This window comes from Ramlibacter pinisoli, from assembly GCF_009758015.1.
GTDB lineage: Bacteria > Pseudomonadota > Gammaproteobacteria > Burkholderiales > Burkholderiaceae_C > Ramlibacter > Ramlibacter pinisoli.
Genome location: NZ_WSEL01000009.1, coordinates 219,642 through 237,730 on the forward strand (window position 1 = coordinate 219,642; position 18,089 = coordinate 237,730).

The 18,089-nt window shown below is 70.3% G+C and carries 19 protein-coding genes; 15 read left to right on the forward strand and 4 right to left on the reverse strand.

Features of this window, described 5'->3' with window-relative positions:
* Positions 1-15 precede the first annotated feature (15 nt).
* From GON04_RS15555 to GON04_RS15580, 6 genes are all read left to right on the forward strand, one after another.
* Entirely contained in the window at positions 16-876 is an 861-nt protein-coding gene (locus GON04_RS15555) for a hypothetical protein (protein WP_157398975.1), read from the forward strand.
* Positions 877-903: 27 nt separating this feature from the next.
* Positions 904-1,521, forward strand: coding sequence for a hypothetical protein (locus GON04_RS15560; protein WP_157398976.1), 618 nt, complete (start codon positions 904-906; stop codon positions 1,519-1,521).
* A gap of 93 nt (positions 1,522-1,614) precedes the next feature.
* Positions 1,615-3,174, forward strand: coding sequence for a phospholipase D family protein (locus tag GON04_RS15565; RefSeq protein ID WP_157400709.1), 1,560 nt, complete (start codon positions 1,615-1,617; stop codon positions 3,172-3,174).
* 143 nt (positions 3,175-3,317) lie between these two features.
* Positions 3,318-4,646, forward strand: a complete 1,329-nt coding sequence (locus GON04_RS15570; RefSeq protein ID WP_157398977.1) for a DUF1254 domain-containing protein — start codon at positions 3,318-3,320, stop codon at positions 4,644-4,646.
* Positions 4,646-5,863: a hypothetical protein gene (locus GON04_RS15575; RefSeq protein ID WP_198349311.1), complete on the forward strand. Its 1,218-nt coding sequence runs from the start codon at positions 4,646-4,648 to the stop codon at positions 5,861-5,863. The genes GON04_RS15570 and GON04_RS15575 overlap by 1 nt, the downstream gene beginning before the upstream one ends.
* Before the next feature lie 70 nt (positions 5,864-5,933).
* Entirely contained in the window at positions 5,934-6,827 is an 894-nt protein-coding gene (locus tag GON04_RS15580) for a DUF4344 domain-containing metallopeptidase (RefSeq protein WP_157398979.1), read from the forward strand.
* Here GON04_RS15580 and GON04_RS15585 read toward each other — a convergent pair.
* Positions 6,758-7,846, reverse strand: coding sequence for an AraC family transcriptional regulator (locus GON04_RS15585; RefSeq protein WP_157398980.1), 1,089 nt, complete (start codon positions 7,844-7,846; stop codon positions 6,758-6,760). The genes GON04_RS15580 and GON04_RS15585 overlap by 70 nt on opposite strands.
* A gap of 194 nt (positions 7,847-8,040) precedes the next feature.
* Here GON04_RS15585 and GON04_RS15590 point away from each other — a divergent pair, with 194 nt between their 5' ends.
* Complete coding sequence (locus GON04_RS15590) at positions 8,041-8,427, forward strand: 2,4'-dihydroxyacetophenone dioxygenase family protein (RefSeq protein WP_157398981.1); 387 nt, start codon at positions 8,041-8,043, stop codon at positions 8,425-8,427.
* Between the two features lie 84 nt (positions 8,428-8,511).
* Positions 8,512-8,883 carry a hypothetical protein gene (locus GON04_RS15595; protein WP_157398982.1) on the forward strand — a complete coding sequence of 124 codons (372 nt, stop codon included), beginning with the start codon at positions 8,512-8,514 and terminating at the stop codon, positions 8,881-8,883.
* On the opposite strand, the gene GON04_RS15600 is transcribed toward GON04_RS15595, so the two are convergent.
* Positions 8,880-9,077, reverse strand: a complete 198-nt coding sequence (locus tag GON04_RS15600) for a DUF3606 domain-containing protein (protein ID WP_157398983.1) — start codon at positions 9,075-9,077, stop codon at positions 8,880-8,882. The two genes, GON04_RS15595 and GON04_RS15600, sit on opposite strands and share 4 nt — an antisense overlap.
* Before the next feature lie 268 nt (positions 9,078-9,345).
* Between GON04_RS15600 and GON04_RS15605 the strand changes: the two genes are divergently transcribed.
* From GON04_RS15605 to GON04_RS15615, 3 genes are all read left to right on the forward strand, one after another.
* Entirely contained in the window at positions 9,346-10,098 is a 753-nt protein-coding gene (locus tag GON04_RS15605; protein WP_157398984.1) for a bestrophin-like domain, read from the forward strand.
* A 145-nt stretch (positions 10,099-10,243) separates the two neighbouring features.
* Complete coding sequence (locus GON04_RS15610; protein WP_157398985.1) at positions 10,244-10,513, forward strand: hypothetical protein; 270 nt, start codon at positions 10,244-10,246, stop codon at positions 10,511-10,513.
* A gap of 80 nt (positions 10,514-10,593) precedes the next feature.
* Positions 10,594-10,809 carry a hypothetical protein gene (locus GON04_RS15615; protein ID WP_157398986.1) on the forward strand — a complete coding sequence of 72 codons (216 nt, stop codon included), beginning with the start codon at positions 10,594-10,596 and terminating at the stop codon, positions 10,807-10,809.
* A gap of 66 nt (positions 10,810-10,875) precedes the next feature.
* On the opposite strand, the gene GON04_RS15620 is transcribed toward GON04_RS15615, so the two are convergent.
* On the reverse strand, positions 10,876-12,123 hold the full coding sequence (locus GON04_RS15620; RefSeq protein ID WP_198349313.1) for a BamA/TamA family outer membrane protein: 1,248 nt from the start codon (positions 12,121-12,123) through the stop codon (positions 10,876-10,878).
* Positions 12,124-12,282: 159 nt separating this feature from the next.
* Here GON04_RS15620 and GON04_RS15625 point away from each other — a divergent pair, with 159 nt between their 5' ends.
* Genes GON04_RS15625 through GON04_RS15640 form a run of 4 tightly spaced genes read left to right on the forward strand, consistent with a single transcriptional unit; the run spans position 12,283 to position 16,709 of the window.
* Positions 12,283-12,840 carry a hypothetical protein gene (locus GON04_RS15625; RefSeq protein WP_157398988.1) on the forward strand — a complete coding sequence of 186 codons (558 nt, stop codon included), beginning with the start codon at positions 12,283-12,285 and terminating at the stop codon, positions 12,838-12,840.
* Between the two features lie 28 nt (positions 12,841-12,868).
* Positions 12,869-13,882 carry a hypothetical protein gene (locus GON04_RS15630; RefSeq protein ID WP_157398989.1) on the forward strand — a complete coding sequence of 338 codons (1,014 nt, stop codon included), beginning with the start codon at positions 12,869-12,871 and terminating at the stop codon, positions 13,880-13,882.
* Positions 13,879-15,234: a Dyp-type peroxidase gene (locus GON04_RS15635; RefSeq protein WP_198349315.1), complete on the forward strand. Its 1,356-nt coding sequence runs from the start codon at positions 13,879-13,881 to the stop codon at positions 15,232-15,234. Before GON04_RS15630 ends, GON04_RS15635 begins: the two co-directional genes overlap by 4 nt.
* 50 nt (positions 15,235-15,284) lie before the next feature.
* Positions 15,285-16,709, forward strand: coding sequence for a dihydrolipoyl dehydrogenase family protein (locus tag GON04_RS15640; protein ID WP_157398990.1), 1,425 nt, complete (start codon positions 15,285-15,287; stop codon positions 16,707-16,709).
* Positions 16,710-16,735: 26 nt separating this feature from the next.
* Here GON04_RS15640 and GON04_RS15645 read toward each other — a convergent pair whose 3' ends face one another.
* Positions 16,736-17,953: a c-type cytochrome gene (locus tag GON04_RS15645; protein ID WP_157398991.1), complete on the reverse strand. Its 1,218-nt coding sequence runs from the start codon at positions 17,951-17,953 to the stop codon at positions 16,736-16,738.
* Positions 17,954-18,089: the final 136 nt, after the last annotated feature.

The window sequence follows — 18,089 nt, forward strand, 5'->3', positions numbered from 1 at the left end:
ACCAGGAGCACTGCGATGCGCGGAACAATCCACAAGAAGATCGTGCAGGCTGGCATGCTGGCCTTGCTGGGTGGCGGCACGGTGACCGCAGCCCACGCCCAGTCGCAGACGCTCGCTCAGAACCTGCTCACCGATCCCTTCGTGTTCACCGCCGGCATCTTCCTGGTGGGAACCGACGTGGACGCCAACCTGAACGGGCAGTCCGGCACCAATCCCGCCGTCAACTTCGACCGCACGTTCGGAACTGCTTCCGACAAGACGCGCGGGCGCGTGGAAGGCCTGTGGCGCATCAACCCGCGCCACAGCCTGCGAGCAGCCTATTTCAACAACGACGTCACCCGCTCGCGGGTGCTGGACCGCGACATCCAGTGGGGCGACAACACCTTCAACGCCGGCGCGAACGTGCAGTCGACCACCAAGTACTCGGTCTACGAGCTGGCCTACGACTACACCTTCATGCGGACACCGACCTACGAGGTCGCCGGCTCGCTGGGCATGCACTTCACGGACCTGAAGCTCTCGCTCTCGGGGACGGGCACGGCCACCGGGGGCGGCTCCACGGTGACGGGCCTGATCTCACGCGAGGGGAAGATTCCCGCGCCGCTTCCGGTCATCGGCGTGCGGGGCGGCTGGGCGGTTGCGCCGAGCATCCTGCTGGACGGGCGGCTCGAGTTCTTCAAGCTGTCGGGCGGCGGCTACGACGGCCACTGGGCCAACGCGCACGTGGGCGCCACCTGGATGTTCAGCCGCCACTTCGGCGTCGGGCTGGGGTACGACAAGTTCACCACGCGCCTGCAGCTCGAGAAGAACGATTTCAACGGCCAGTTGAAGTTCGGGTACTCCGGCCTGATGGCCTTCGTGACCGGCACCTTCTGACCATTTCCAACACACGCGGAGCTGACCATGCGAACTGACACGATCACCCGACTCGCGCTCGCCGCCGCCGCCCTGCTGGCCGGCTGGCTGCCCCTGGCCACGTCCGCCCAGTCGGATGCCGCCACCACCACGAGCGTCGAGAAGGGGCCCGGCAAGGCGCATGCGGTCGAGACGACCAAGGCCACGGCCACGGTGGTTGGCGTCGATGCCGCGCGTCGCACCGTCTCGCTCAAGACCAGCCAGGGGCGCGTGGTCGACATGGAAGCCGGCCCCGAGGTGCGCAATTTCGACCAGATCCGCGTCGGCGACAAGGTGCTTGCCGAGTACGTGCGCTCGCTGTCGCTGGAGCTGAAGAAGAACGGCGCCCCGACGCGTGGCAACACGGCGCAGGCCAAGACGGACCGTGCGCCCGCGGGCTCCAAGCCTGCGGGCACCGTCAGCCACGAGGTCACCCTGCTGGCCGATGTCGTCAAGGTCGACTCCAAGGCGCGTTCCATCACGCTGCGTGGTCCCAAGGGCAACCTGGTGGACCTGGACATCAACGACCCCGAGCAGCTCAAGGCGATCAAGGTCGGCGACAAGGTCGAGGCGATCTACACCGAAGCGGTGGCGGTGCGCCTGGAATCGGCTGGCAAGGCGCCCTGAGGCAGCCGGGCCGCGGCCGCAAGGGCTGAGGGGACGACGGTGGACCGCGTCCGCCCTCGCGCGATCGACGCCGGGGGCGCAGGTGAGCGCCGGTTGCCGGCATCGTTCCTCGGAGTCTTCGTGCTGCTGGCCGCCCTGCTGGGTGGCGGCTGTGCGTCGCTGCCGGTGGATTTCGAACGTGTCGAGTCGCACGCCCTGGCGGACACGAAGGACACCAGCCTGGGCCGCGAGGTGGCCGGCACGCCGGCCATCCAGGCCGGCCAGAGCACCTTCCGCCCGCTGCCGCGGGGCGTCGACGCGCTGCTGGCGCGCATCGTGCTCGCCGGGGCCGCCGAGCGGTCGCTCGACGTCATGTACTACAAGTGGAAGGACGACCTGACTGGCCGGCACCTGGCCCACGCCGTGCTGCAGGCCGCCGACCGGGGCGTGCGCGTGCGCGTGCTGCTCGACGATCTCGGCTCCGACGTCGACGACAACCAGCTGGTCGTGCTCGGAAGCCACCCACGCATCCAGGTGCGGCTGTTCAATCCGCTCGCCACCCGCGGTGCCACCCGCTCGCTCGAGATGCTCGCCGACTTCGACCGCATCAACCGGCGCATGCACAACAAGGCGTTCATCGCCGACAACCAGCGCGCGGTCATCGGGGGACGCAACGTCGCCGACGAGTATTTCGAGGCCAGCTCCGACGCGAATTTCGGCGACCTGGACGTCGGCCTGGCCGGCCCCGTGGTCCCGCAGATCTCGGCGGCCTTCGATGCATTCTGGAATTCGCCCATGGCCTACCCGATCGCCGCGTTGAGCAGCCACCGGCCGGTGGCGGGCGACCTGGACGGACTGCGCGAGATGCTGGCCGGATTCATCGCCTCGGAGAGCCAGTCGCCCTACGTGCAGCGGTCCCGCGCGCGCTGGAACGACTTCCAGCTGGGCGGTCCGCAGCCGACCTATGCCGGCCTCGCGCAATTCGTCTATGACGATCCGGAGAAAGTGTCGCGCGACCGCAGTTCGGCCGAGGGCCGGCTGCTGCCGCAGTTCGCGACGCTGGGCCTGCCGCTCGATCGAGAACTGACCATCATCTCGCCGTACTTCATTCCCGGCCAGGCCGGCGTCGACTGGCTCACGGCCCTGGTGCGGCGCGGGGTGCGGGTGACCGTGCTCACCAATTCGCTGGTCGCCAGCGACGTGCCGGCCGTCCACGCCGGCTATGCGCGCTACCGCGAGGCCCTGCTCGAGGGTGGCGTGCGCCTGTACGAATTCCGGCCGGAAGCCTTCAATGCCGCGCGCGAGCAGGAACGGCGCAAGCTTGGCGGCTCCACCGCCTCGCTGCACACCAAGGCCATCTTCTTCGACCGCCAGGCCGCCTTCATCGGCTCCCTCAACCTGGACCCACGGTCCGTCCAGCTCAATACCGAGATGGGCGCCGTATGCCACAGCGCGGAAATGACGAAGCTGCTGCTCGAACGGCTGGAAGCCAACCTGGACCTGATCGCCTGGCGCGTCGAGCGCCAGGGTGACGAACAGGGGCGCCGCCACCTGGTGTGGCACGAGACCGGTGCCACGGGCGCGCGCACGTACACGCAGGAGCCGGAGGCCTCCGGCTGGCTGAGGTTCAAGGTCTGGCTGCTCGGGATCCTGCCGGTCGAATCGCAGCTGTGACCGTGCGCAGGTGCGCTCGGCGAGCGGCGCATTGGCCGAAGGCCTCATTGCGCGGGCGCGGCGCCGGGGCGATCCTCGGGCCGCCACGGATCGTCGTCATGGCACGGGCGTCGCTTTTCTCCGCGAATCACAGGGATGTGGCCATGGAACTCACTGCAAGGGATGCCAACGACATCGCCGCCGAAGGCTACGTCTACCTCTATCCCCTGGTCACGATGGACGTGACCCGCAAGGTCCTGACGAACGTCGAGCCGGGACGCAAGCCCGGCTTCGGCCCGGCCGGCACGTTCCACCACTTCCGGGCCTTCCCGAGCGTGGACTACCGCGAGGTGGTGCGGCCGAACTTCGACACGCTGTACTCGACGGCGTGGTTCGACGTCGCGCAGGAGCCGGTGGTCGTCTCGGTGCCCGACACCGGCGGACGCTACTACGTGCTGCCCATCTACGACATGTGGAGCGATGTCTTCGCCTCGCTCGGCAAGCGAACGACCGGCACCGGGCCCGGCGACTACGCGGTCGTTGGCCGGCACTGGAGCGGCACCCTGCCCGACGGGATGCCACGCATCGAGGCGCCGACCCCGACCTGCTGGATCATCGTGCGCACCCAGACCAACGGCCCCAAGGACTACCCGGCGGTGCACGACGTGCAGGCCGGGTTCCGTCTCACGCCGCTGTCGCGCTGGGGCCGCAGCCCGCTGCCCGTGGTGGCCCGCACCGACCCCTCGGTGGACCTGCGGACGCCGCCCACGGTGCAGGTCAACCGGATGTCCGGCGCCCAGTTCTATGCCTACGCCGCCGAGGTGCTGAAGACGCAGCCGCCCCACCTCACCGACTGGTCGATCCTGGCCCGCCTGCGCCGCCTGGGCCTCGAACCCGGGCGCGGCTTCGTGGCCGCCGACACCCCGCCGCTGGTGCAAGCCGCCGTCGACGCCGCGCCCTCCACCGGCCTGCAACAGATGCAGGTGGCCGTCGCGAACATGGCCCGCGTGAGCAACGGCTGGCAGATGAACGTGGACACGATGGGCGTGTACGGCAACAACTACCTCAAGCGCGCCGCCGTGGCCCTGGTCGGCCTGGGAGCCAACCAGTGCGAGGACACCGTGCACCCGATGAACCACACCGCCGACGATGGCCAGGCGCTGGACGGGTCGAGCCGCTATGTCTGCCACTTTCGCAAGGAGGACCTGCCGCCCACCAATGCGTTCTGGTCGCTCACGCTGTACGACGCGCAGGGCTACCAGGCGCCCAACCCGCTCGGCCGCTATGCGATCGGCGACCGCGACGCGCTCCAGTACAACCCCGACGGCTCGCTCGACATCCTGATCCAGCGCGACAGTCCCGGTCCGACCCGGGAATCGAACTGGCTGCCGGCCCCGCCCGGCAAGCTCGGCATCACCATGCGGCTGTATTCGCCGCGGCCCGAGGTGCTGCACGGCCGCTGGACGCCACCGCCGGTTCGCCGCGTGCGCTGATGCGAGCCCCACCCGCCGTCCCCCCGTCCGCGCAGCCCGTGGACCCCGAGTTCGCCCCCCTGCCGGCGCCGTTCTCGCTGGTGGCGGGTGGGCCGCTGTTCCAGCTGCTGCGGCGGTCGCACCTATCGGACAACTCCCTGCACCTGCTGCAGCGGCGCGTCATCTGCATCACGCTCATCGCCTGGCTGCCGCTGCTGGTCCTGGCCGTGGCCGAGGGTCGCGCGCTGCCCGGCAGCGTGGACGTGCCGTTCCTGCTCGACATCGAGGCGCAGGTCCGCTTCCTGGTGGTCCTGCCGCTCCTGATCGCGGCAGAGTGGCTGGCGCACCGCCGCATGAGCCTGTGGATCGCCCAGTTCACCGAGCGCGGGCTGGTCCCACCGGCCGGGATGCAGCAGTTCCAGCACGCGATCGCTTCGGCCATGCGCTGGCGCAATTCGGTGGCGGTCGAACTGGCGTTGCTGGCCGTCGTGGTCCTGGCCGGCGCTTCTCTCGTGCCGCATCACTTCGCGGCCGACGAGGGCACGACGTGGCGCCAGGCCGACGGGGGCCTGTCGGCCGCGGGCCTCTGGCTGCGCGCGGTCGCCATGCCCCTGGTCCAGTTCCTGATCCTGCGCTGGTATTTCCGGCTGGCGGTCTGGACCCGGTTTCTCTGGCAGGTGTCGCGCATCGACCTCGACCTGCTGCCCACCCATCCCGACGGCGCAGGCGGGCTGGGGTTCCTGGCCGCACTGCTCGACGGGTTTGCTGCGGTCATCGTCGCCCACGCCACGCTGCTGTCGGCCCGCATCGCCCAGCAGATCTTCTACGCTGAAGCCACCCTGCCCGAGTTCGTTCCCGAGATCGGCCTGCTGACCGCCCTGGTGATGCTGGTGTTCCTGGGGCCCCTGATGCTGTTCGTGCCGCAACTGGCCCGCACCCAGCGGGTCGGGCTGGCGCAGTACGGCTCGCTGGCCAGCCGGTATGTCCGGGAGTTCGACCTCAAGTGGGTGCACGGACGGACCGATCCGGGCGAGCCGCTGGTCGGCAGCGCCGACATCCAGTCGCTGGCCGACCTGGCCGGGAGCTACGACATCGTGCGCGGCATGCGCGTTGCGCTGGTCTCGACCACCTCGGTGCTGCGGCTGCTGCTGTACACGCTGGTGCCATTCCTGCCCCTGCTGCTGACCATGATGCCGCTGGACGAGTTGCTCAAGTCGCTGGTGAAGCTGCTGCTCTAGCGTCGCCCGCCCCCCGGCAGTGGCACCAAAGTCCAATGACGGCCCGCAGCGCGGACGGCTAGAACCGGGGATGCAGATCGAGACCGGTCCGACCCGCCTGCCCGGCACCCGGGCGCTGCGGGCCCTGCTCCGGCCGGGCGGATGGTTCGCGCTGGCCCTGCTCCTGGCCTGCGGCCTGGGCGGCAGCATGGCGGCGTCCACGCTCCAGGACCAGGCCTTCCAGTTGGCCTACGAGACAACGGACGATCCCAAGTTCCGCGGCATCCAGGACGAACTGAAGGCGGACCGGACGCTGGAATCCGTCCGGGAGTTCCTGCGCGTCGTTCGCCTGCCGCGGCCGGTGCGCCTGGCGTTCAGCGATTGCGGTAACGACTCCAACGCGTTCTACGACGCCGACGCGCCCGCCATCAGCGTCTGCTACGGGCTGGTGGAGGACATGCGCCGGCTGGCCACAGGCCCCGCCCGTCCGGCGGGGGTCACGCCCGAGGGCGCGGTACGGAACAACATCGCGTACATCTTCCTGCACGAGGCGGCGCACGCCCTCTTCGACCAGCTGCGCACGCCCATCCTGGGGCGCGAGGAGGACGCCGCCGACACCCTGGCGACGGTGGTCCTGCTGCAGATGGACGACCGGGCGGCCCACGACATGGTGATGGGCATCGCCTGGCTCTACACGCAGGAGAGCAGCGAGGTGGCCGACCCCAAGGGCTACCTCGCCGACGTCCACCTGCTGCCGGAACAGCGCAAGTTCAACCTGGTCTGCCTCGCGTATGGCGCCCGGCCGGCGCTGTTCGCCGACGCGGTGGCCAAGGGCTGGCTCACCGCCGATCGCGCCGAAAGCTGCGAGGAGGAGTACCGGCTGGCCAGCTACTCGATCGCGGCCCTGGTCGGCCCCTACCTCGACGTGCGCCGGCCCGCCTCCGAGGCCTCGGCGCGCATGTCGGCGCGGCCGGCGCTGCGTTGAGGGGGCGCCCGCCTGTAGGCCGCGGGCGAGACGCCGGTCGCCTTGCGGAAGGCCCGGGTGAAGCCGGCGGCCTCCGCGAACCCCAGCGCGTGGGCGACCTCCTCCACGGTGGCTCCCGGCTCGGCCAGCAGCCTGCGGGCGCGCTCCAGGAACACCTCCTGCGCCAGGGTGCGGAACTGCAGGTTCTCCTTCAGCAGGTGGCGGTCGATGGTGCGGGTGGACACGTCGATGCGGGTGGCAATCTCGTCCAGGGTGAGCCGGTGGCCGCGTGACTCGCGCAGCAGCATGCGGATGAACGCACCCCAGTCGCGATCCGGAAGCGGGCGCTGCCGCACGGTGTGCAACATCTCCTCGATCTGCTGCACCACGGCCGGCGAGTCCAGCGGCAGGTGGTGGTCGAGCATCGCGCCTTCCATGCGAACGGTGACCCCGGCGGGGCCGGGTGCATCGAAGAACACCCGCGCCGGCGCCAGGCCGTCGTACAGCGCGCCATGCACGGGCCGCGGCATCGTCAGGAGCAGGTCGTAGCCGGTCAGGGCGGGCCCGAGCAGCATCGCGACCTGGCCGTGGTGCGCCACCGCGATGGCCTCCAGGCAGAAGTGCAGCACCTCGGCCGGCATGCTGGTCACCGGCGAGTACACGACCTCGCCCACGGCGCCCAGGCGCCGGTACCGCACCGTGAACATGTCGATCATCGTGTGGAAGTGGCGCGAAACCAGTTGCAGCATCTGTTCGACGTTGCGGCAACTGAGCATGGCGTAACCCAGGAGGTCGTGCGAATTCAGCTTGATCAACAGGCCGGTCTGGAATCCCAGGTCGGTGCGACCCACCAGCTCGCGCGATGTCGACACGAAGGCCTGCAACTGGGTGGCCGTCAGGGTGGCGCCCTGCCGGCCCAGCGCCTCCGCGCTGATGCCGCTGCGGCGCAGGAGCTGCGCCGTGTCCACCCCGTCCCTGGCGAGCTTGTCGCACAGGGCGGCGAAGTACCTTGCAGCCACGCGTCGACTGTCAGCGGCCATGGAGGTGTCTCCCGGGGACGGATGTCCGGAATGGATGGGCGCGTGTCCGAAAGCGACCTAGCCGGGCGAGGCCCCTGCGCGGGATCATCGCCACCTTTTGCCCATCACACGAGATGCCCATGGTGCACGAAATGGGTCTGGCCGCAGCGACCGGAGACCCTTGGATACCCTTTGTCCCACATGACAACAGCGTCATGGTGAAGTACGTGAAGATCGACCCTGCGTCCGGCGAGATGGTGCTGCTGGTGAAGGCCTCCCCGCAGGCCCGCATGCCCAGGCGGCACCAGAGCGGCACGGTCATTGCCTGCACGATCAAGGGCCGCTGGCAGTACCTGGAACACGACTGGGTGGCCGAGCCTGGCAGCGTCGTCTACTCGGGTCCGGGGGAATGCAAGACCGCGCAGGCGCTGGGCGGGGACGAGGACATCCTGGTGCTGAAGGTGGTGGTCGGCGACCTGGCCTTCCTGGACGACCGGGGCGAGGTGCTCGCGATCGAGAATTGCGAGACCGGCCTGCATCGTTACAAGGAACATTGCCGCTCGGCGGGCATCCCGGCACGCGACCTCGCCAACCTGTCCTGAGTCCACGTCCGCGCCCCTGCGACCAAGGTCCCATATCCGGGCACCCTGCAGGCCGGGAAGATCCGCGCGATCAGGCGCGTCTCCATGCCAAGCAACGTCCGGGTCATCAAACCCTCCGATTTCCTGCGCGCCGACCCGGACGGCCAGGTGGACCTGCCGGCCGCCCTGCAACTGCTGCAGCGGCTGGCGGCGGCGGCGGCGGCGCTGGACGAGTACGAGGTGCTGATCGACATCCGGCACACGATCGGCCGGCTGCGCACCGACGAGTTGCAACAGATGGCGGCCGCGCTGGCCGGGTTCGAGGACACCTTCCAGCGCAAGACGGCGGTGCTGTGCCCGCCGGACCGGTTCGAGAACGGGCACCTGTTCAGCCTGCTGGCGGCGCAACAGGGGTTCGGCCGCGTGCGCGCCTTCCTCGACTACGAGACCGCGATGGAGTGGTTGCTGGGGACCTAACGCGCCGGGGGGACCTGGCGCGCGTTGTCGGCGAGGTAGCGGCGGACCGCATCCATCTCGCGGCCGACCCGGGACACGGCCTCCACGAGCTGGGCAGCCGTGACCTCCAGGTATCCACTCCAGAACCACACGTCCGCGTAGTTCGACAGGTCGATGACCTGCACGGTCCGTTGCTTCGCGACTTGGCTGTTCATGTCCGAATCTCCGGGGCGCTGCTTGAGCGGTCCTTGCATGATGGTCCATGTAAGCGAATTGTTCAAATATGAAACCCATTGCATAGCAACGCAACAACACGTTCATCGACTTGTCACGAACGGACGGCAGCCATCGCCCGGCCAGCGAACCCGGCTGCCAGGTGGGCGCGGACCGGTCCCGCGAGGTAGGTCCTAGGTCCCATGGCCGAGCAACTGGCGGCATCCGATACTTCCGGACCCCCATCACGGCGCGTTCGCGCGCGGCCCGATGAGTTACGTCCTGAACCATCCGGTCCTGCTTCTCGTGCTGTCGCTGCCTGTCCTGTGGCTGTCCGTGCAGGCCGGCAAGTGGGTGGGCCGGGCGCGGCCGCTGGCCACCGAGGTCCGGCCCGCCTTCGAGGTGATCCAGAGCGCCGCCCTGACGCTGCTGGGCCTGATCATCGGGTTCTCGTTCTCGATGGCCCTGGCCCGCTACGACCAGCGCAAGAACTACGAGGAGGCCGAAGCCAATGCCATCGGCACCGAGTTCGTCCGGGCCGATTTGCTGCCGGCCGAGGATGCAGCCAAGGTGCGTGCACTGCTGCGCGACTACCTGGACCAGCGCATCACCTACTACACCGCCCGCCACGAACCGGTGGAGGCCAGGACGGGCGAACTGCAGGCACAGCTCTGGGCTGCCGTGGCCGGGCCCGCCATGGCGCGCCCGACACCGGTCACGGCCCTGGCCGTCAGCGGCATGAACGACGTGATCAACGCCCAGGGCTATACGCAGGCCGCCTGGTTGAACCGGATCCCGATCGCGGCCTGGGCCCTGATGGCCACCCTGGCCGTCTTCTGCAACGCGCTGCTCGGCTTCCAGCTGGTCAAGGCCAGGCCCGGGCCTTTGATGCAGTTGCTGCTGCCGGCCCTGGTCTCCGTCGCGGTCTTCCTGATCGCGGACATCGAGAGCCCGCGTGCCGGCCTCATCCGGGTGTCGCCCCAGAACCTCCTGATCCTGGCCGGGTCCCTGCGCCCGCCCTGACCACGCGGGGACGTCGGCCTCCGCCGCCCTCGGAACCCATCCGCCGGGGCGTTGGACCTTGGTCCAATGCGCCGTGGAAACGGGCCTATCGACACGCTCCCCGCCACGGCGTACGGTCCCTTGTCGTCACTGAGGAGGAAGTGCCATGGCGTCGATCACACCGGAGCTGGACCGCTGGCGGGACCTGCACGCGCGCGCCTGCCGGGCCGAGGAGGAGATCGTGCTCATGACCCTGGCTTCCATCAGCACCGGCGCTGATCCGCCCGACCGTTACATGATCGACTCGGCACGGGCGTTGCGGTCCCTGGCCTGCTCCCAGTTCGACTGGGCGATGAAGGAAGTCGCGGCCCTCGGCGCTGTCAGCGGCCTGCTTGTGGCGGTGACGCCCACGCACGCCAGCAAGTCCCTGCATTGAGGCGGGCGTTGCGCCGGCCCGACGATTCCGTGAGGCGGTTTCGCACCATCGGGCCTCGGCCGTGGAAAATCGGGGCAGCCATGTATCGCTCCCGCCTGACCGTTCCCCTCGCTTCCGCCTTCGTCACCGCGTCCGCCTGGTTCCTGGCCCCGCTCTGGGCCCACCGGAGCCTGGGGCTGGCCGAGGCGCTGCTCGTGGGCGGTGCCAGCGTGGCCCTGCTGGGCGGCTGGAGGGCCCGGCGGCTGCGGCGCGACCGCCAGAAGACGGAAGAACTCCGGGACTCGGCCCTCTGGTGAGGCGGCCGTAGCCGTCCACGACCGCGGTTCCTGGGCCTGCCCGACCGCGCAGGCCCACGCCAGGCGTCAGCGCCAGGCATTGCCGACCTGGATGTAGTAGGCCAGGTCCCCCTCGGGGCCCCGGGCCACGTCCAGCCCCACCCAAAGGCCCAGCACCCTCGCGATCTGGTAGCGCACCCCGGCTCCCCTGGACACCCGGTTGGCGGCTTCGCCGAAGCTGGTGCCGCCGCCCCAGGCGCGGCCGACCCCGGCGAAACCCACCAGCCCCCAGCGGTCCGAGACGTTCCAGCGCAGTTCGGCTTCGACCACCGCGACATCGTTGTCCTGGTAGCGCACGGCGGGAATGCCGCGCATGTCGATGTAGGGCAGCTGGTAGAACGGCACGTCCCCCCGCGCCGCACGCCGGTCCAGCCGGCCGCCCAGCACCAGGTTCTTGCTGACCGGGGTGTAGGCGAAAACGAAGCCCCGGTAGGTCTGGAAACGGGCGTCGCTGCCGATGCCGGGCGCGTAGAACAGTGTGTCCAGCGCGGCCCGGACCCCGCGCGACGGGGTGAAGAAGTTGTTGCGCGAATCGTGCTCGAACGACAGGCCCAGGCCCGAGCTCCTGTTGGTGAATGTTGGAAGCGCCGGCAGTGCCGGGGTGTTGCTGCCCTGGAAGCTGCCCGGCAGGTCGAGGTAGATCCAGCGCATCCCGATGAAGTTGTCGCTCTCGCCCAGCCGGTACAGCACCTGCTGGGTCGACAGCAGGCCATCCAGGTTGTAGGCGAGCCGGGCGTCCTTGCCGAGGACGCCGCCCACGCCATAGAAGTCCAGGTGCAGGTCGGTGCGGCCGACGAAGCCGCGGTAGCGCCAGCGGTCGTCGCCGAAGGTGAGCATGGCGCCTGCGCCCAGCAACCGGGTCCCGTTCTCGGTGCCCCCGGCCGCCAGCACGTAGATGTCCGGCGGCGTGATGTGGCCGGTCTTGGTTGCCTGCTCCCTCGCCTCGCTCATGGACTGGCGAAAGAACAGGGCCGCGAGGCCGCCACCGTAGCCGACCGCCGGCTCGGTAACGACGAAGGGCACCGGCAGGAAGCCCTTGCGTTCGAGCAGGAACTCGGACAGGTCGAGCTTCCCGTCCTCCGGGTCACGCAAGACGGATCGCTTGGTGATGGCCGCTGGAGTGGCCTCGGCCGCCGGTTCGGGCGCCTGGCCGTGGGCGGGCGCCACGAGCAGCACGCTCGCCACCCACGCCACGGCCGCACCGATGCGGCACGGCCAGCAGCCCGGGTGGATCGTCGCCAGTGCCATGGAGCGGTCTTCCGCGTGGGTGGCCACGATGGTAAGCGCGCTCCTTCCCGGAAACTGCGGCCGCTCAGCCGGCGCGCATTGGACCTAGGTCCACTTCGCCGGATGCGCTCGCGCGGCAACCATCGGGCCCCTGCCCGCGGCGTTCGCGATCCGCGCCGGGCGCGCGGCAGGAGAGCGAGGACCTGCATGACTGTCGCCCACGACCCCACCCGGCCCGCCGCCCTGGCGATCCCGAAGGAGGGCTATTTCGAGCGGGTGGAGGGCCCCCACGGCCCGCTGTTCCCGAAGACGCCGGCGAACTACGGCTTCTCCATCCTCGGCAAGGTCAAGCCGGGGCGCGAGGAGACGATCCGCGCCTACGCGAAGACCATCGAGGCGGCGGTGGCCGCCACTCCCGACGTGCTCGCCCCTCTCAAGCTGCACTACCTCCGCTGGCTGCTGTTCCCGATCAAGGGCGACCTGTACTTCATGTACCAGGGCATCTTCGACACCGACTTCGACAAGTACATGGACGATGCGCTGTCGCTGTTCCTGTCCACCGGCATCACGACCGTGTTCGTGAACCTGGAGGACTTCCCCGAGGACTGGAAGGACAACCGCACCGCGGTGATCCGCTTCTTCCGCGAACACCAGGTTCCCAGCTTCCTCGAATACGCCGAGTACCCGTACGTGAGCGCGGACGAGATCAAGAAGGCACTGCGGATGAAGGCCGCACTGACCATTGCGCTCGACCAGCTGCAGTGAGCGCACTCCCGCCCGATCGAGCAGTGCCATGAGCGAAGCCGCCCGCACCTACAACCAGGTCCATGTGCCGCGCCCGGCGACGCCCGGCCGCCGCCGGCTCAGCATCTACATCTCGTGGAGCTATCCGGCCGAGGCCAACCGCGACATCACCGAGCTGGACAACCGCTTCTCCACCATGACCGAGGTGCGGCGCGTGCTCTGGCCGGCCTACGAGGTGCCGCGCTTCGCCGACCCGCGCCAGTTCAAGCAGGGCATCGCCGGCTCGCTGGAGCTGTTCTTCTGGGCCTGGGTGCCGTTCCAGAAGCTGGCCGGCGAGGTGACGGGGCATCCGGTGCCCGTGTTCCAGCGCGTGGACCAGGCCGGCTTCGCGCAGCCGCTCGACGAGCGCGTGCTGGCCGACGTGGACACGCTGTTCCTCTTCGGGCTGGACCACAACGTCACCGGCCAGCTGCCTTCGCCCGCCGAGATCGAGGCGTTGCGCAAATTCCTGCAGCGCGAGAAGACCTGCCTGGTCATTGGCCCGCACCACGACGTCGGCGCAACCGACGACCTGGAGGTGCGCGCGATCGAATACGCCCACCACGGCGACCTGCTGGTGCCGCGGCAGCAGCGCTTCGGCGGGTACACGATCGCCCTGCTGCAGGCGCTGGACATTCCGGTGGTGAACCGGTACGCCCTGCGGCCGGCCGTGCAGCCCGGCACCCGCAACCAGGTCGCCCCGTTGTCGGTCGACCGCGACGCCGACACGCGCGGCTGGATGGCCGGCGTCGAGAGCCTCACGTTCCACATGCACCTGCCGCACTACGCGGTCACGCGCGACGACGGCACGGCGCGCGTGATCGCGCGCCAGCCCATGGACCTGTCGCGCCCGCATCCGTTCGCGCAGGCCGGCGCCACGGAGTTCAACTCGGTCGTCTGGGCACCGCCCAAGGGCGACCGGGCCGGCGACGTGCTGGTGTGCGACTCCACCGCCTTCAGCACGCTGTTCGGGGGCGACGCGAGCCTCGAGCGCTTCTGGAAGAACCTCGCCACCGCTGCATGAGCGCCATGACCGGCGAGGCCACGCCACCGCTGCAGCTGCACGACATCCAGAGCGGGGTCCTGCGGCCGCGGCCGAACCCCTACGTGGCGACCTACATCCTGCTGCGCGTGGACGACCGCCGGCAGGGCCGCCAGTTCCTGCGCCTGCTGTGCGATGTCGTCACCTCCGCGGCCACGCCGGACCGGCCCGACCGCGACACCTGGGTCAGCGTGGCGCTGACGCATGCCGGCCTGCGGGCGTTGGGCGTGCCCGCTGCCAGCCTCGACAGCTTCGCCTGGGAGTTCCGCCAGGGCATGGCCGCGCGCGCGGCCGCACTGGGCGACGTCGGCGCCAGCGCGCCCGGCCAGTGGGAAGCGCCGTTCGGCACCTCGCAGATCCACCTGGTCCTCACGGGCGTGTCGCCCGACGAGCACCGCCTCGAAGCCGCAATCGGCCAGGCCCGCAAGGCCATCGCCGACCTGCCCGGCATCGTGCCGGTCTGGCGCCAGGACTGCCGCGCACCGCCCGACCACAAGGAGCCGTTCGGCTTTCGCGACGGCATCAGCCATCCGGCGATCGAGGGCAGCGGCATCCCGGGCGACAACCCCCACGAGCGGCCCTTGAAGGCCGGCGAGCTGGTGCTCGGCTACCGCGACGAGACGGGCGCCTTTCCCCCCGCTCCCGTGCCAGACGTCCTGGGGCGCAACGGCACCTACGTCGCGTTCCGCAAGCTGTACCAGGACGTTGCCGCCTTCCGCCGCTACCTGCGCGGCAATGCCAAGGACGCGGACGACGAGGCGCTGCTCGCCGCCAAGATGATGGGCCGCTGGCGCAGCGGCGCACCGCTCGCGCTGTGCCCGCTGCACGACGATCCGGCCCTGGGCGCCGACCCGGCGCGCACCAACGCGTTCCTGTACAGGGCCGGCGACCCCATCGGCTACGCGACGCCGCCCGGCTCGCACATCCGCCGCTGCAACCCGCGCGACGCCGACGTGGCCGGCGTGGTGCGGCTGCACCGCATGATCCGCCGCGGCACGGCCTACGGCCCGCTGCTGCCGGATGGCGTCCTGGAGGACGACGGCGCCGACCGCGGACTGATGTTCGCTTTCGTCGGCGCGCACCTCAAGCGGCAGTTCGAGTTCGTGCAGTCGGAGTGGATCAACGGTGGCGATTTCCTCGGCCTCGGTGATGCGGTGGACCCGGTCACGGGCGCGGCCGACGGTTCGGGCGAGTTCACGATTCCGCGCCGCCCCCTTCCGCGCCGCCTGCGATCCCTCTCGAACTTCGTCGTGACGCGCGGCGGTGAATACGGTTTCATGCCCAGCCTGGCCGCCTTGCGCTGGCTGGCCGATCTGCAGGACACCGGCGCCTGATCCCCCCGGCACTGTCGGCAGGTGCCTGGCACTTCCAGGGAGACAAACAGATGGATTCCTACGACGTCCTCGTGATCGGCTCCGGACCGGCCGGTGTCGCGGCTGCCCTGCGTGCCGCGGACCAGGGCGCGCGCACGGCGCTCGTCACGCGCGGTGCCTTCGGCGGCATGGCCGCCAACGACGGGCCGGTGCCGGTGCGCACGCTCGCCCACGCGGCGCGGCTCCTGCGGGAGGCCCGGCAGCTCGGCCGCTACGGCATCGTGACGTCGGAGCCCGTGGTGGACTACCCCCAACTGCTGGACCGGGTACGCCAGGTGGTCGACGAGGTGCGGCGCCGTTCCGCGTACCGCGCCCAGATCGACGCGGCCGGCGTGACCGTGCGCGACAACGCCGGCATGCTGCGCTTCGTGGCCCCCCAGGTGGTCGAATCGGCCGGGGGGACGCGGCTGACCGCCCGCCACTTCATCCTGTGCACCGGCGGCGTCGCCCGGCGGCTCGCGGTGCCGGGCGGCGAGCTCGCGGCGACGCACAGCGACGCCTGGTCGCTCACGGCGGTGCCCGAATCGATGCTGGTGATCGGCGCCGGTGCGACCGGAGCGCAGGTCGCGTCCATCTTCCATGCGTTCGGCACCCGCGTTCAGCTCTTCCAGACCGGCCCGCGCATCCTGCCCACCGAGGACGAGGCCGTCTCGGCGGCGATGGCCCAGGCGTTCCGCGACGCGGGGATCGTCGTCCACGAAGGCCTGGGCGCCGTCGAATCGTTCGAGCAGGCGGCGGGCGGCATCCGCATGCGGTACTCCAGGGGCCAGGCGCACGAGAGTGCCGAGGCGGCGCTCGCGGTGCTGGCGGTGGGATGGCGCGCCGACACGGCGGACCTCGGCCTCGATGCCGCCGGCGTCGAACTCGACGCCCGTGGGTTCGTGCGCGTGGACGCACAACTGCGCACCTCCCAGCCGCACATCTACGCGGCCGGGGACGTCACCGGCCGGCTGATGCTGGTCCCGCAGGCCTTGCACGACGGCTTCGTGGCCGCGACCAACGCGCTGGGCGGCTCCATGGCCGCTGACTATTCCGTCAGCCCGGTCGGCAGCTTCACCGACCCCGAGTACGCCCAGGTGGGGCTGACCGAAACGCGGGCCCGTGCGAAGCACGATTGCCTGGTGACCGTCGTGCCGTTCGATGCCACCACCCGCACCATCATCGACGGCCGCACGACCGGCTTCTGCAAGTTGATCGTCGACCGGCCCTCGGGGCAGATCCTGGGCTGCCACATCGTCGGCGAGCGCGCGGTGGACATCGTGCAGGCCGCGGCCATCGCAATGGCCGGCGCCATGCCCGTCGACCGGCTCGCCTTCCTGCCGATCTCGTTTCCCACCTACCCCGGCGTCCTCGCCCGGGCCGCCGCGTCGGCCACGCGGGAACTGCGCCTGGGCACGGACGCCCGATCGGCGCGGATGGAGCACTATCCCCCCTGACCGACTGGGCCCGCGCGACGATGGCTTCAGAGCGACTTCAGGTACTGCGCGACGTCCGCGATCTCCTGCTGTGACAGCCCCAGCCCCATCCGCTGGTTGTAACGATCGACCACGGCGTCGAAGGTGGCGGCCGAGCCGTCGTGCAGGTACGGCGGGTGCTGCCAGGCCCCGCGCAACGGCGTCGTGCGGTACTGGCCCGTGGCCGACCGGCTGGCATAGCTGGGGCTTTCCGGGTCGGCGACGGAGTCGCCTGGCGGGTGCAACCGGCTGGCCGCATCGGTGAAGGTCGCCCCGCTGTGGCAGGTGACGCACTGCGCCTTGCCGGCGAACAGGAGCTGGCCGCGCAGCGCCGCCGCCGGATCGAACGAGCCCACCGGTGCCGCAGGCGCGGCCAGCGACAGCTGGTAGGCCTCCAGGGCCGGCAGCTTGGACGAGACCAGGTCCTGGGTCCCGTGGGTGATGGACAGGTTCAGCCGCGGCTCGACGAAGCTGCCCTGCCCTCCCATCTCGACCACCGAGACGTAGCGGTTCCAGTAGGCCGGCGAATCGCCGTCGCCGGTGAAGGTCACCTTCGGGATGCCGGCCAGGCCGAAGGCGGGCGGAATGACGACCGGCCGGCTCACGCCGTCCACGTTGAAGCGGGGGTCGAACTTGCCCTTGCCCCAGGAGCTGTACACCGCCCTGGCCTTGGCATCCAGGGCCGGCGAGAGCGCGATGATCGCGCCCGGGTCCAGGTCCCGGTTGGGCCAGCCGTCCAGTCGCTTGCCGATGCCCTTGGCGAACGAATCGTCCACGGTGGAGTGGCACAGCGCGCAGGTGATGCCCACCCGCCGCAGCCGGTCGACGCCGTTGACCGACTCGACCTGGCCCTTGACGCCGACAACCGCATCGAGCTTGAGCAGCGCCAGTGTGGCGGCCGGGCTGCCCAGGTCCACCTGGCCGGCCTGGATGGCGGCCACCAGCGCGGGCGGCAGCGCCTGGGCGTCCACCTTCAGGCCCACCGAGAGGGCCACGGCCGGCGACACCGCCTGCTCGATGACTTCGTGCATGCGCAGCGCGTCGGTCCATTGCGCTTCGTCGCCGAAGGTGTCGAAGCGGAAGATCTGCTGGCCCGAGGCCAGCAACTGCGGCGAGAAGCTGGCGGCGGTGGTGCTGCCGCCACTGTTGCCGCCGCCACCGCCACAGGCGGACAGCAGGCCGGCGCAGCACAGGGCGGCGACGAGGTGGCGGGCAATCGGTGGCATCGCGGTCTCCAGCAGGGCCTTGGTATCGCCCTTCACCGCCTTGGATGTCACGAGGCGGCCGCGCGTGACAACCGCCGAGGTTCCTTTCCCCGACGGCAACCCGGCCCGGGCACACCGGGAACGCCGGACCGCGTCG